We start from the raw sequence: 12574 nt of genomic DNA on the forward strand, positions 1-12574 counted from the left end.
CCGGTTACGCCCGTTTTCGTTCCCGCCACTCCTCGCGGAGGAGACCGTACTGAACGATGTCGCGGTGCTCGCCGTCGACGAATATGTACTTGCGCTGGCGGCCCTCCTCGGTGAACCCGAGCGACTCCAGTAGACCGCGGGAAGCGTCGTTGAAAGGGTACGCACCCGCACCGACGGCGGGAGTGGCGTAGGTCCGAAACACGTAGTCGATGACCAGCGAGACGGCCGCTTTGCCGTAGCCGTTGCCGTGCGCCTCCGGGACGAGCCAGTAGACGAGTTCCGGGCGTTTCCAGTCGGCGTCCTCCACGCCCACGCACCCGATTCGTCGGACCGCTCCTTCCTCGGGAGTCCCCGGACCCGCGTCGTCACCGTCGAGGCAGACGAGAAACCGGTCGGCGTGTTCCTCCTCCAGATGCGCTTCGACTTCCGCGCGGGTCCTGAGCTGTTTCCCCATCGGATAGCGGATTTCGGGGTTCGTTGCCTCGCGCTGGACGAACGGAACGTCCTCTTCTTCGACCGTCCTGAGCGTGATTCGTTCGTCGCCGTTGATACGTGCGCCGGGCATTGGACCAGCGTTTTCGAAGCGAGGTAATATGTTTTCCGTGATGTATTTTCGAGGTGAACGGATGCCATCGGTGCGGGCGACGATTCCTCGCCTTCGAATCCCTCACGGTGAATCGAGATTCGGACAAGGAAGTTGTCGCACGACAACCTTGTCGTGCGACAACCGAATTCGTATTTCACTCCCGTTCGGAGTATCGCCCACAGTGAGCGATACCGTTTCCCCCTCCGAACACCTGTGGCGTTGGTGGACGAGTCTCGAAAACGACTGGCAGGCGGTTTGTCTCGGGCTTCTACTACTGGTCGCCGTCTCTCTCGGCGTCTCGATTCCATGGTGACGATGCGACGGACCGTTCCGGGATTGGCGGTCCTCCTCGCGGTCGGCCTCCTCGCTCGTCTCGTCGCGTCGGCCGTTCCCGGTCTCAACTACCTCATCGTGACGATACTCCTCGGCCTGCTCGTCGGTAATCTCTACGGAATCCCCGACTGGGCGCGCCCCGGCGTCCAAACCCACAAGGTCTGGCTCGAAGCCGGAATCGTCGTCATGGGCGCGAGCGTCGCGCTCGACCGGGTCATCGCCGCCGGGCCGACGATACTGTTCCTCGTCGTCGCTACCGTCACGACCACGATTCTGGTGGTCGAACTGCTCGCCCGGGCGGTCTTCTCGATTCACGAGGAGACGGGCTCCTTGCTGGCCGCCGGGTCGGGCATCTGCGGCGTGTCTGCCGTCGTCGCCATCGCCGAGAGCATCGACGTGGACGAGACGCGAATCGCGTACGCGGCGGCGACGGTTCTCCTGTTCGACTCGACGACTCTCTTCGTCTACCCGGTCGTCGGCCACGCGCTCGGGCTTTCGAGCACCGTCTTCGGAATCTGGGCCGGGCTGACCATGTTCAGCACCGGTCCCGTGACGGCCGCCGGGTTCGCGTTCTCGGAGACCGCCGGACAGTGGGCGCTCCTCGTGAAGCTCACTCGGAACTCGATGATAGGCCTCGCCGCCATCGCGTACGCGGTGTACTACGCTCGCCGTACCGACGGCGACGCGCACCGCGGCGACGACGCCCACCGTAACCGTACCGACGGCGGTTCGAATCACGAATCCGCCGACGGCGTGCCCGGCGGGTGGCGGTTCCTCTGGAACACGTTTCCGAAGTTCGTGTTCGGGTTTCTGGTCGTCCTCCTCGTCGCCAATCTCGGATTCCTCTCTGAGGCGCAGATCACCTCCCTCTCGAACGCCTCCGATTGGGCGTTCCTCCTCGCGTTCGCCGGGTTGGGACTCGAAACGCGACTCGACGAACTCCGCTCGACGGGATACAAGCCGATACTCGTCGTCCTCCTCGCCCTGCTCGTCGTCGCCACGGCGATGCTGGCCGTCGTGCAGGCGCTGTTCTGACCCGCTTCGCCAATGAGAGTCTTTTTCCCCGCCCGACGACCTCATCGAGGTGAATGCGGGAGTTCACGTTTGCCATCGAGTACGAGGTCGGTTCGGACCCCATCATGGACGTCTTCATCGACCATCCGTCCGTCGTGGCCCACTCGCTAGATGGATTCGTGACCGAAGACCGGTTCTGGCGAATCGAACGAATTTCGGGGCCGCGGTCCGCGCTCGACCGCATCGAGGAGATTCGGTTCGACGATACGCGTTGCGGCGAGTCGGTCACCGAGCGAGATTGCGATGCGACCCGATTTCACGACGTGCTCGAACGGTCCTCGAACGAACTCGTCCTGTACACGTATCTGACCGACATTCGCGGCTGCGAATCCGTCCACACCCTCGCCGGAAAGCACCTCCCGAGGGGATTGATATTCGAAACCCGCCGCCGCGAATCGACCCACTGGTGGCGGATTCTGATGCGCTCGGACGAGAAGGTCGGCGTCTTCTACGACGCCCTCGGCGCGCGGCTCGCCGCGGGCCTCACGTTTCGAATGGGCCACCTCCGCGACGCGAGGGGGTGGCGACAGGATTCGCTGGCGACCGTCGCAATGCCGGAAGAACAGGAGGTTGCGCTCCGCGCCGCGCTCGAAGCGGGGTACTACGAGACGCCGCGCGAGGCGACGCTGGACGAAATCGCCGCGGAACTCTCGATACCTCGTTCGACGCTTTCCTATCGGCTTCGACAGGCAGAAGCCCAACTCGCCCGGCGCTACGCGGGCGGCGACGAGGGCAACCGATGGCTCGAATGAGTCTACCGCGGACGGCGGGGTATTAATGCGACTCCCCCCACAAGGTTCAGCAATGACCAGCGATACCACCGACGCACTGGTTTCCGTCGGCTGGGTGGTCGACCGACTCGACGAGTTCCAACGCGACGACCCCTCGTTTCGGCTGTTGGAGGTCGATATCGACCCGAGCAACTACGACGAAGCGCACGTTCCGGGCGCGACGAAAGTGGACTGGCGGACCGAACTGCAGGATTCGACGACGTTCGACGTGCCGACGAAGGACGACTTCGAGGCCTTGCTCGGGGGACACGGCATAACGGAAGATTCGACGGTCGTCCTGTACGGCGACATGATGAACTGGTTCGCCGCCTACGCCTACTGGCTTCTCACGTACTACGGTCACTCCGACGTGCGGTTGCTGAACGGCGGCCGCGACAGCTGGTTGGGCCGCGACGCGCCGGTCACGGACGAGGTTCCGGGGTTCACGGCGCGCTCGTACAGCGCGGCGGAACCGAACGCGGACGTTCGCGCCGACCAACCGGACGTGCTGGACGCGATACCGCGGGAAACCTCTCTCATCGACGTTCGAACGCCGGAGGAGTACCGTGGCGAAATCCTCGCGCCGCCGGGATGGAACGAGGGCGTCCAGCGCGGCGGTCACATCCCCGGCGCGGTCAACATCCCGTGGAGTCAAGTCGTCGATGGCGAAGGCCGTTTCAAATCCGAGGACGAACTTCGAGCCATCTACGAGGCGGCGGGCATCGACGAAACGGGCGAAATCATCACCTACTGTCGTATCGGAGAGCGTTCCGCCCTGACGTGGTTCGTCCTCCACGAACTGCTGGGCTTCGAGGACGTGCGAAACTACTACGGGTCGTGGGTGGAGTGGGGCAACACGGTCGGCGCGCCGATAGAGAAGGGACAGCGCGCGGAAATTCGACGGGAGTGACGGTGGTCGAAATCCAGGCGTGGAGCCGAGAAAATCTCTGCGGAAGTGGAAAATCGTTCTAGCTGTGCACCGAACCCTCAAAAGATTCTATATAGCGAAATAGAATTCATGGCTCCAAAACGGGACACCCATACCACCGATAAATAGAATAGTTCTGTCATTTTTGGCGGTTCAAATCACTCACACCCAACTCACGAATCGGTCCGCGAGCGAGTGTGGAAGGGACAGCCGACCGCTTCTCCAAGAAGTCACGAACCTATCGACTCACGATGGTCAGCGTCGTTTGGTCGGCGGCGACTCGAATCCGTTCCCAACGACAGTTCGCGCCCGTAGTACCTCGACAAACGAGAGACCCGACTCACAGCAGCGAGTAGATGTTCGCCTCGTACACTTCTCGCACCCTGTCCCCCCAGTTGTGCGTGTAGGTGTCGATGATGTCGCTCGCCACGTCGCCGCGGAGGTACTTCACGATACCGCGGTCTCCGGTTCGGTCGCGGAGATGCGTGGTGAAGAAGTGCCGGAAGTAGTGGGGCGTGACGTTTTCTTCCGCACCGCCGCCGGTTCGGTGCCACCCCGCATCGCGGGCGTGGCGTTCGACCACGTTCCGAATCATCTTCGGCGTGAGCCGTCGCCCCCAGTCGCCGCTCGTGCTGACGAACAGCGGCTCCGCGGGCGACGGCGAATCCGGCCGAATCGCCAGCCATCGGACGAGCACCCGCCGGAGTTCGTCATCCACGGGAACGACGGTGTCGCGCTTTCGCTTGTTCGAGGCGGTGCGTTCCTCGCCGTTGACGACCTGCCCGCGAACCGCGTCGGTGCCGACGAAAATCGAGTCGGGTCGGCCGTCGAGTCGCGGACGCGCTCCGAGGGTGTAGGCCGACCGAACGTCCTCGTCGGCGAGGTTCACGTCCCGCAAATCGAGGTTACTCACTTCGCCGACACGCATCCCTGTCTTCAACAGCGTGCAGACGACGGCGCGCTCCAACGGGTGACCGATTCCGGCGACGAATTCGCGCATCGCTTCGACGGAAATCTCGCGGCGGGTCGGGTCCTTGTCGATGGACTCGTGCATCTCCTCGACCACGAGCGCCATCGGATTGGATTCGAACGCGCCGACTTGCGTCATGTAGGCGTAAAACCGGTGAAGATAGGACGCGTAGGTTGCTATCGTACTTTCGGCGTTGTTTCCACGAAGCGTGTGAATCCACGCCATGCAGTCCCGTTGGGTCGCCTCCCCCGGCGTGACGCTTCGACCCGACGGGTTTCGGTCGGGGTCGGAAAGAAATCCCTCGAACCGTCGCAACACGCGTTCGTAGGCGTCACGAGTGCGCTCGCTCTTCCCGTGATAGAGCAGGTCCTGGAGGAAGTATCCCACCGGGTCGTCCGGGTTCGGATTGGCGGGACTACTCGTCGCCATCGACACCCTCGACGAGGACGTACCCGCCGTGACGCCCGCTGTACTGGACGCGGTTTTTCGCCTGCAGTTCGTTCAACACCTCGTCGAGTCGGTCCTCGAAGTTACCGGCGAGCCGTTCGACCAGTTCGTCCCACGACATGTTGTCCTCTCTGGCGAGCGATTCGAGCACCCGTGTTTCGAGGTCGTTATCCCCGGGGTTCGACCCCTCAGGATGGTCCTCCACCGGATTCATCTCGAACCCCCGTCGTCCGGCCTGCACCATGGTCCTGACGAACTCGCTCTGGCTCATATCGAGTTTGTCGGCGTGCACCTGCCACTCCTCTTTCTGATATTTCGGAATGTACGTCTTTACGACAGTTCGTTCCGTCCCGTCATCGGCCATGGTTTCCCGTCTCACCCTGAGTACATTAAGTTGACCCACAAAGAGTGATAAGCGAACTTATCTGTGAATATAGGTCCCCAAATCCCGGCCCAATAGAAGAATATCTCGCCAGAAGGACCCTCACCAGCACCCATTTTGGGTACACAAATGTCGATATTATTTTGAGCGGCGACATCGGAAAGTCATTGATTAACCGATAAATTCCAATGGCGCGGGCAGAACACCCAGTAGTATATTCAGAACGATTGCCACGATCGTCGTTTCGTAGCCATTTCCTACTATAGACGAAGACAACTTCCGACGGAAATCGTGGTGGTCTCGGAGGGAGTTTCCATCTCGAAGGAAGCAAAAAAGAGAGATTATTCACAGTTTGTGTTCGGTGGCGCGGTCGAAAAACACCCTTCGATTTCGCGACTTCGGCATCCATTCGATGCCCCTCGAATATCGTTCCGGAAGAAATTGCATCGGTTCTCGTCCCGGTTTTGTGAAGAGTCACGATATCTGGATGATGCCGTGCTCGTTTGCCTGTATGGAGTCAACGTCGGCGACGTTCGTGTTGACTAACACACCAATAAATCGTATGTCGCGATATTATCTAGAGGAATACAGCAGGCACGGGGAGGCAAAAACACGGGAATCGAAACGATGGGTCGATTCCTCGCGTCGTCGATATCACACCCGTCGAAACGCGGTTCCAGCCCTCCGGGCCGTTTCCGCGTCGCTGTCCGAATCGCCGACGAACAGGGTACGTTCCGGCGTCGCACCGAGTTCCTGCAGGACCGTGAGCAGCGGTTGGGGATGGGGTTTCCGTTCCGGGACGGAATCCCTGCCGACGATGACGTCGGTCGCGTTCGGGACGCCGTGGGCGTCCAGGGCGAGGCGACACGCGGCCTCGCAGTTGAGCGAACAGATGCCGACCGGACCGTCGGCGTCGGCCAACTCGTCCAACAGCGGAAGCCGCTCCGAGTCGCGGGCACCCGCACGCTCGGCCGCCGCGAGGTGCGGTTCGACCCGCTCGGCGAGGCCCATCGATTCCGCGACCGGTAACAAATCGAGCGCGTCATCCGCGTCCGCGTCAGCGCCGTGGTCCCGTAGAATCGGTTTGATGGGGTCCGCGGCGGCGGCCCAATCCACGGCGAGTCGAACGAGCGTTCCGTCGAGGTCGTACACGACCGCATCGTAGTCGTCGGTCACTTCGTACGATGCGACGTTCGGGGAGATAAACGCTCTCCCTCGGTCGGGATTGCGACGAGCGTGACCGCCCTCGTCGCCGACGTGCCCGCCTCGTCGTTCAACTGTCCGCCGCCGTGTTCCGCGCCGTGACTCACATGAAGCCGAGGGACGACGCAACCGCGTCCATCGCTTCGTCCGCCGCGGTCACCTCGCCGGTGAGACTCAAAAAGCCGTGGGCCATGCCGGGATAGTGGTCGTGCCCGACTGATACGCCGTCCTCCACGAGTCGCTCGGCGTACGCGATGCCCTCGTCTCGAAGCGGGTCGTGGCCGCACGTGACGACGGTCGCTGGCGGGAGGTCGGCAAGGTCGCGCGCGCGAAGCGGTGACGCGAAGGGATTCCGGCCATCGACCGGGCTCCGGAGGTAGTGGTTCCAGAACCACCCCATGTCGGCACGGGTGAGCAGCGGTCCGTCACCGTTCTCCTCGTAGGAATCCGTATCGAAGGCGTGGTTCGTGATGGGATAGAGGAGGCTCTGGTGGGAGAGCGTCGGCCCACCGAATTCGCGGGCGTAGAGCGCGGTCACGGCCGCGAGGTTGCCCCCCGCGCTGGTCCCCGCGACGCCAAGGCGGGCGGGGTCGCCGCCGAACGCGGCCGCGTGGTCGGCCGTCCATTCGAGCGCGGCAACGGCGTCGTCCACCCCCGCCGGAAACGGGTGCTCCGGCGCGAGTCGGTAGTCCACGGAGACGACGACGCATTCGGCGCGGTTCGCCAACTCCCGGCACACGCCGTCGATGGAGTCGAGCGTCCCGAGCGTCCACCCGCCGCCGTGATAGAACACGACGACCGGGGCGTCTCGCACGTCGGGACGGTAGACACGAATCGGAATTTTTCCGCGGGGGCCGGGAATCGAGAGGTTGCGAACGAACGCGACCGGCGCGCGGTCGTCCGCGGTGAACACGTCGTCCTCGACGCGTCGCGCGCTCTCGACGGACAGGGCGTGCCACGGCGGAACGCCCATCGCTTCGATTCGCGCCACCGCATCGGCCATTTCGTCGTCCATACCGACTTCACCGCGGCAGGAGAGTTATAGTTTCAGCCTTCCAACGTCGAATCATGTCACTCGAAGCGCGAACCCGTGACGCCACGACGGAGAGCCTCCGTCGGCTTCGAAACGCATACGGGATGTTTCCCGTCCACGACGAGCGGGTCAAGAACGACGCCGACTACTTCGAACACGGACGACGAAAAGCAGCGGACGGGTGGCTCGGCGACGCCGCTGTCTGGGTGACCGACGCGAAGGACCGGGTAGCGATGATTCGCCATCCGAACGCGGCGAACGAGCGGGGCGTCCCCGGGGGCGGCCACGAACCCGGCGAAACCCTCTCCGAGACGGCCCGGCGCGAGGTACACGAGGAGACGGAACTCCGCTGTCGCCTGACGGACGTCCTCGACGTTCAGCGGAAGGAGATATTTCTCGAAACGAACCCGACCGAGCGGATCTTCGCGCTCTCGGTACTCTTTTCGGGTGTCTGTGTCGGCGGCGAGTTGACGGCGGGAGACGACGTTCTCGACGCCCGGTGGTTCGACTCGCCGCCGGAGCGCGTCCTCGATTTCATCGAGCCACAGGTCGAACGCTGGCGCGAAGGGTGAGGTGGGTCGGCAGAGACGGAGACGTGTGACGGGATGACGAGATAGGGACAAGCTGACGACCCGCCAAAACGGAGTTCGGGAATCACGACCGACTGACCGGGGCGCGTACAGTGAAGTAGCCGTGCCCGAAACGATACGTATGGATACGGGTGCGGACGACGCGAAACGACGTGACGAGGCCGACCCGCTCGCTTCCGTTCGGGACCGGTTTTCTATTCCGGAGGGCGAACTGTACATGGACGGCAACTCGCTCGGCGTACACTCGTCGGACGCGGAGCGGGCGCTCTCGAACGCGGTCGAGGAGTGGAAGGAACTGGGAATCCGAGGCTGGACGGACGCCGACCCGGACTGGTTCCACTACGGGGAGCGCCTCGGTGACCGACTCGCACCGCTCGTCGGCGCGGACGAGGCGGAGGTCGTCGTCGGAAACTCCACGACGGTCAACATCCACGCGCTCTTCTCGACGTTCTACGACGGCGGGGAGGTCGTCGTCAACGAACTCGACTTCCCGACGGACCACTACGCCATCCGCGCACAGATGCGACGGCTGGGTCTCGACCCTGACGACCACCTCGTCGTCGTCGAAAGCCGCGACGGGCGCACCATCGAAGAAGAGGACGTCATCGACGCGTTGTCCCCCGAGACGTCGATTCTGTTCATGCCGTCCGTCCTCTACCGGAGCGGGCAGTTGCTCGATCTGAAGCGACTGACGGACGCGGCACACGCTCGCGGCGCGCTGGCCGGGTTCGACCTCGCCCACTCGGTCGGCGCGGTGCCCCATCGACTCTCGGAGTGGGGCGTGGATTTCGCCGTTTGGTGTAGCTACAAGTACCTGAACGCCGGACCGGGTGCGGTCGCCGGTCTGTACGTCAACGAACGCCACTTCGGCACCGAACCCGGACTCGCCGGGTGGTGGGGACACGACAAGGAAACCCAGTTCGAGATGGAGACGACGTTCACGCCCGCCGCGGACGCCGGAGCGTGGCAGATCGGCACGGTACCCGTCTTCAGCGCCGCCCCGCTCTCGGGGTCGCTCGAACCGTTCGAGGAGGTTGGAATCGACCCGGTGCGGGAGAAATCGCTGTCGCTCACCGACTTTCTCATCGAGATAGTGGACGAGTTGCCGGAGTATCGGGTCGGCACCCCGCGCGACCCCGAACGACGGGGCGGACACGTCGCCGTCGAACACGAAGAGGCGTACCGAATCGGCGAGGCGCTGAAGGAGAGAGGCGTCGTCGTGGACTTCCGGCCGCCGAACGTCGTTCGTGTCTGTCCGGCACCGCTGTACGTCGGCTTTCACGACGTGTGGCGGGTCGGAGAGCACCTGCGCGAAATCGTCGAGACGCGAGAGTACGAGTCGTTCGACCGTCGCGGTGGCGGAGTGACGTAGCCGTAGCACGTATTACAGTCGCTGGCATTCGTTGTCGTATGAGTACTATCGCCGAAATAGAACTCCCGGCGAAGGAGTTTGCGCTCAGAACCGCCTTGGAGCGTGCGCCGAACGCCGAGTTCGATGTCGTTCGCGTGGCGGCACACGACGCGAATCACGTCATGCCCTACCTCTGGGTGACGGCGGACGACCTGGAGAAGTTGGATTCCGCCCTTCGTGCGGACAACAGCATCGACAAATTGAATCTCATCGAGGACCTCGGCGACGAGCGACTGTACCGGATGCACTGGGTGGACCAGATACACGTCGTCATTCACATCCTCGTCGAGGAGGAAGCGACCATCCTGAACCTCCACGGCAAGGAGGACCGCTGGCGACTTCGCATCCTCTTTCCCGACCGCGACTCGCTGTCGGCGACGTACGACTTCTGTCAGGACACCGGCCTCTCGCTCGACGTGCGCAACATCTACGAGATAAGCGACACGCGCCACGGCCTGTACGGACTGACCGAAGAACAGCACGAAACGCTGATGATGGCGCTCGAAGCCGGGTACTACGACGTCCCGCGAGACTCGACGGCGGACGACCTCGCCGGGGACCTCAGCATCTCCCATCAGGCGGTGTCCGAACGACTTCGACGCGGGCATCGGAGTCTCGTGAAAAACGCGCTCGCGCTCTCCCCGAACGACGGGCGCGAGTAATCAGGCGTCGTTCATCCGGCGGACAGTCTCCTCGCCGCATTCGACGCAGATGCTGACCCGGTACGGTTCGCGGGAAAACGAACTGTGTTTTGCCTGCTCGTTTTCCGTTCGAATCTCGATAGTGACGCGGTGTGGCGTCTCCGCCGCACAGGTCGAACACTCCTCCGTCCTGTCCGCTTGCTCTCCCTCACTTTCGCTCCGTGCCGCGTTCGCGTTCTCCTTTTCGTTCCGCGCGTTTCCATCGTCCGGCGTTCGTGGTGGTTTTGCTTTCACTGGGAACCATCCTCGCATTGGACGCTCTTTCTGAAGGCGAAACAGTCGAGCCAGAACCGCTCGACGTCGGTCGTCGGCGGTCCCCCCTCGTGTTGCGGCGTCCCGTACAACCGCTCGGGGTTGTCGTCAACAGTAACCTCGTGCTGTGGGTCGCCGTACAGACGACGTTCGTCGTCCGAACTGTCCGATTCGTCCGGCGCGTGACCCACTCGTGTCGTGCTCATAGGTTTCCCCCTCTAACAAAACGAAGCGTCTCCGGCGTCAGGTGACTCGTGCCTGCACCCGCAAGCGGATGAAAAGGAGTTGTTTCCGTCCGGTTGTAGGACGTCGAAGGTCAGTTCCCGCCGAAGACCGAGCCGAGTTGGTCGCGCCACTCGTGGAGTTCCTTCAGTTCGCTCTCGACGTCCCCGATGTCGGAACGGAGCGTGTCGAGTTTTTCGTCCATGCGCGTCTCCGTCGCCTCGACGGAATCCGAGAGGTCGGAAACGTCCTCGGAAAGCGCCTCGATTTTTCCTTCGAGCGAATCGACCGTCTCGAAGTCGTCTCGCAGGTCTTCGAGTTCGTCGTCCAACGCGGACGCCTCTTGGGTGTTCGTCGCAACGAGGTCCTCCAAGTCGTCGAGCTGTGACGTGAGTCCGTCGAGGTTGGAGTCCAGTTCGCCCAACTCGTCGAGGTCGTTTTCGAGCTCTGCGAGGTCGCTTTCGAGCCCCGATTCGAGGCTGTCGATACTCGTTTCGAGACCGTCGAGGTTCGTTTCGAGGTCGGCGACGCGCGCGCGCGCCTGTGCACCCTCGTCCTTCGCGTTCTCTATCTCCGAACCCATCTCGTCGAGGTCGGCGCGAACCGACTCGACTTCGGATTCGAAGCCGTCGATGAGGGTTTTCGCCGTCCCGCTCTCGTCGATGAACTCCTCTAACGCCTCGGTGTAGGCCGCGAGGTCGTCCACCCGGGACTGGAGGTGACGGATGCGGACGTTCGTGCTCTCGGGCGTGTCCAAATCGAGTTCCTGCTGGATGCGTTTGAGGTCATCGTCGTTCACCTCCCCGGCGCGAATCTCGTCGGCGAGAGCGGCGGCGACGCTTCCGGGCCGCGGGGGTGACGCCGGGGGTTCGTCCGCGGTCTCGACGGGCGCTTCGAGGATGTCGTCGCTCGACTCGTCCGCGCCGATGGTGTCGTCTGCCGACCCAGCGAACGGACCGTCTTCGGTATCCGAACCGCCGGGGTTCGATTCGTCGAGTGCGGAGTCCGCGTCCGTGGAGTCGGCCGACGCGCTCGCCGCGTCCGCGGGCGGGTCCGTGGCACCGTCGTCCGCGTCGGTACTCGACCCGAGCGGGTCGGAGAGGGGGTCGTTTCCGACGTCGGCGAGCGGGTCATCGGGGTCGTCGCCCGTTTCGGCGTCCTCGTCCAGTCCCGGCAGTCCGCTGTCGCCCGCGATGACGTCGCGGACGACCTGACTGCTGTCCTCGGAAACGATGTCGGTGATGGTGTGTTCCTCCATGCGCTCCTCGCCCTGCCCGCCGTCGTCCGTGACCGGCGTGACCTCTTCGAGTTCCGGTTCGATGAGGAACTTCTCGGCGTCGGACCAGTCGGACAGTCGAATTCCGTACACCGTCGTCAGCGACTCGTTCGGTTCGAGCGTCCGCTCGAACTGCACGCGGTGGTCCTTGTAGGCCGTCCAGTTCTCGTTCTCGTATTCGGGGTGAAATCCCACGTTGTCCATCGGAAAGTCGTCGGGAATTCGGTCCGTGATGCGGACCGTTACCGCGTCGTCGTGGTCCGATCGAAGTTCGAACCGAATCGCCGGGACCGCGAACGCCTCCCCGTCGAACGATTTTTCGATCGTAACCCCGCTCTCCGAACTCGAAATCACTTCGTCCCCGCTACTGAAATCACTCATACTGTGCACATCCGA

General features: G+C 63.2%; 15 protein-coding genes. 7 read left to right on the forward strand and 8 right to left on the reverse strand.

The features are described 5' to 3' along the window. Positions 1 to 4: 4 nt before the first annotated feature. Positions 5 to 565, reverse strand: coding sequence for a GNAT family N-acetyltransferase (locus V5735_RS02800; protein ID WP_423744974.1), 561 nt, complete (start codon positions 563 to 565; stop codon positions 5 to 7). Positions 566 to 767: 202 nt separating this feature from the next. Here V5735_RS02800 and V5735_RS02805 point away from each other — a divergent pair, with 202 nt between their 5' ends. Genes V5735_RS02805 through V5735_RS02820 form a run of 4 tightly spaced genes read left to right on the forward strand, consistent with a single transcriptional unit; the run spans position 768 to position 3673 of the window. Next, entirely contained in the window at positions 768 to 899 is a 132-nt protein-coding gene (locus V5735_RS02805; RefSeq protein ID WP_423744975.1) for a hypothetical protein, read from the forward strand. Further along, entirely contained in the window at positions 893 to 1954 is a 1062-nt protein-coding gene (locus V5735_RS02810) for a YeiH family protein (RefSeq protein ID WP_423744976.1), read from the forward strand. Before V5735_RS02805 ends, V5735_RS02810 begins: the two co-directional genes overlap by 7 nt. Before the next feature lie 53 nt (positions 1955 to 2007). Next, on the forward strand, positions 2008 to 2745 hold the full coding sequence (locus V5735_RS02815) for a helix-turn-helix domain-containing protein (protein WP_423744977.1): 738 nt from the start codon (positions 2008 to 2010) through the stop codon (positions 2743 to 2745). Between the two features lie 52 nt (positions 2746 to 2797). Next, entirely contained in the window at positions 2798 to 3673 is an 876-nt protein-coding gene (locus V5735_RS02820; protein ID WP_423744978.1) for a sulfurtransferase, read from the forward strand. A gap of 358 nt (positions 3674 to 4031) precedes the next feature. Here the strand turns inward: V5735_RS02820 and V5735_RS02825 are convergent, their stop codons facing one another. The 4 genes from V5735_RS02825 to V5735_RS02840 all read right to left on the reverse strand — a co-directional run bounded on the left by V5735_RS02825 (position 4032) and on the right by V5735_RS02840 (position 7708). Further along, positions 4032 to 5090, reverse strand: a complete 1059-nt coding sequence (locus V5735_RS02825) for a tyrosine-type recombinase/integrase (RefSeq protein ID WP_423744979.1) — start codon at positions 5088 to 5090, stop codon at positions 4032 to 4034. Next, a complete protein-coding gene (locus V5735_RS02830) occupies positions 5077 to 5472 on the reverse strand; it encodes a DUF5805 domain-containing protein (protein ID WP_423744980.1) in 396 nt (131 codons plus the stop codon). Before V5735_RS02830 ends, V5735_RS02825 begins: the two co-directional genes overlap by 14 nt. Before the next feature lie 672 nt (positions 5473 to 6144). After that, a complete protein-coding gene (locus V5735_RS02835; protein ID WP_423744981.1) occupies positions 6145 to 6666 on the reverse strand; it encodes an HAD family hydrolase in 522 nt (173 codons plus the stop codon). A gap of 130 nt (positions 6667 to 6796) precedes the next feature. Continuing rightward, positions 6797 to 7708 carry an alpha/beta hydrolase gene (locus V5735_RS02840; RefSeq protein WP_423744982.1) on the reverse strand — a complete coding sequence of 304 codons (912 nt, stop codon included), beginning with the start codon at positions 7706 to 7708 and terminating at the stop codon, positions 6797 to 6799. Positions 7709 to 7761: 53 nt separating this feature from the next. Here V5735_RS02840 and V5735_RS02845 point away from each other — a divergent pair, with 53 nt between their 5' ends. The 3 genes from V5735_RS02845 to V5735_RS02855 all read left to right on the forward strand — a co-directional run bounded on the left by V5735_RS02845 (position 7762) and on the right by V5735_RS02855 (position 10389). Then, positions 7762 to 8298 (forward strand): NUDIX hydrolase, encoded by a 537-nt coding sequence (locus tag V5735_RS02845; RefSeq protein ID WP_423744983.1) that lies wholly within the window; start codon positions 7762 to 7764, stop codon positions 8296 to 8298. Positions 8299 to 8437: 139 nt separating this feature from the next. After that, positions 8438 to 9688 carry a kynureninase gene (kynU, locus tag V5735_RS02850; protein WP_423744984.1) on the forward strand — a complete coding sequence of 417 codons (1251 nt, stop codon included), beginning with the start codon at positions 8438 to 8440 and terminating at the stop codon, positions 9686 to 9688. Between the two features lie 38 nt (positions 9689 to 9726). Further along, positions 9727 to 10389 (forward strand): helix-turn-helix domain-containing protein, encoded by a 663-nt coding sequence (locus V5735_RS02855; RefSeq protein ID WP_423744985.1) that lies wholly within the window; start codon positions 9727 to 9729, stop codon positions 10387 to 10389. Here V5735_RS02855 and V5735_RS02860 read toward each other — a convergent pair whose 3' ends face one another. The 3 genes from V5735_RS02860 to V5735_RS02870 form a co-directional block, all read right to left on the reverse strand. Then, positions 10390 to 10662: a hypothetical protein gene (locus tag V5735_RS02860; protein WP_423744986.1), complete on the reverse strand. Its 273-nt coding sequence runs from the start codon at positions 10660 to 10662 to the stop codon at positions 10390 to 10392. Beyond that, positions 10659 to 10886, reverse strand: a complete 228-nt coding sequence (locus tag V5735_RS02865; protein ID WP_423744987.1) for a hypothetical protein — start codon at positions 10884 to 10886, stop codon at positions 10659 to 10661. The genes V5735_RS02860 and V5735_RS02865 overlap by 4 nt, the downstream gene beginning before the upstream one ends. Before the next feature lie 110 nt (positions 10887 to 10996). Then, positions 10997 to 12559 (reverse strand): AAA family ATPase, encoded by a 1563-nt coding sequence (locus tag V5735_RS02870; RefSeq protein ID WP_423744988.1) that lies wholly within the window; start codon positions 12557 to 12559, stop codon positions 10997 to 10999. Between the last annotated feature and the right edge of the window lie 15 nt (positions 12560 to 12574).

It is taken from the genome of Haladaptatus sp. SPP-AMP-3 (assembly GCF_049568665.1).
Taxonomy (GTDB): domain Archaea; phylum Halobacteriota; class Halobacteria; order Halobacteriales; family Haladaptataceae; genus Haladaptatus; species Haladaptatus paucihalophilus.

What these genes read in the sequence shown, in the direction of transcription:
- V5735_RS02800 (WP_423744974.1), bottom strand. Translation starts at nt 565, where the DNA reads ATGCCCGGCGCACGTATCAACGGCGACGAACGAATCACGCTCAGGACG.
- V5735_RS02810 (WP_423744976.1), top strand. Translation starts at nt 893, where the DNA reads ATGGTGACGATGCGACGGACCGTTCCGGGATTGGCGGTCCTCCTCGCG.
- V5735_RS02815 (WP_423744977.1), top strand. Translation starts at nt 2,008, where the DNA reads ATGCGGGAGTTCACGTTTGCCATCGAGTACGAGGTCGGTTCGGACCCC.
- V5735_RS02820 (WP_423744978.1), top strand. Translation starts at nt 2,798, where the DNA reads ATGACCAGCGATACCACCGACGCACTGGTTTCCGTCGGCTGGGTGGTC.
- V5735_RS02825 (WP_423744979.1), bottom strand. Translation starts at nt 5,090, where the DNA reads ATGGCGACGAGTAGTCCCGCCAATCCGAACCCGGACGACCCGGTGGGA.
- V5735_RS02830 (WP_423744980.1), bottom strand. Translation starts at nt 5,472, where the DNA reads ATGGCCGATGACGGGACGGAACGAACTGTCGTAAAGACGTACATTCCG.
- V5735_RS02840 (WP_423744982.1), bottom strand. Translation starts at nt 7,708, where the DNA reads ATGGACGACGAAATGGCCGATGCGGTGGCGCGAATCGAAGCGATGGGC.
- V5735_RS02845 (WP_423744983.1), top strand. Translation starts at nt 7,762, where the DNA reads ATGTCACTCGAAGCGCGAACCCGTGACGCCACGACGGAGAGCCTCCGT.
- kynU (WP_423744984.1), top strand. Translation starts at nt 8,438, where the DNA reads ATGGATACGGGTGCGGACGACGCGAAACGACGTGACGAGGCCGACCCG.
- V5735_RS02855 (WP_423744985.1), top strand. Translation starts at nt 9,727, where the DNA reads ATGAGTACTATCGCCGAAATAGAACTCCCGGCGAAGGAGTTTGCGCTC.
- V5735_RS02865 (WP_423744987.1), bottom strand. Translation starts at nt 10,886, where the DNA reads ATGAGCACGACACGAGTGGGTCACGCGCCGGACGAATCGGACAGTTCG.
- V5735_RS02870 (WP_423744988.1), bottom strand. Translation starts at nt 12,559, where the DNA reads ATGAGTGATTTCAGTAGCGGGGACGAAGTGATTTCGAGTTCGGAGAGC.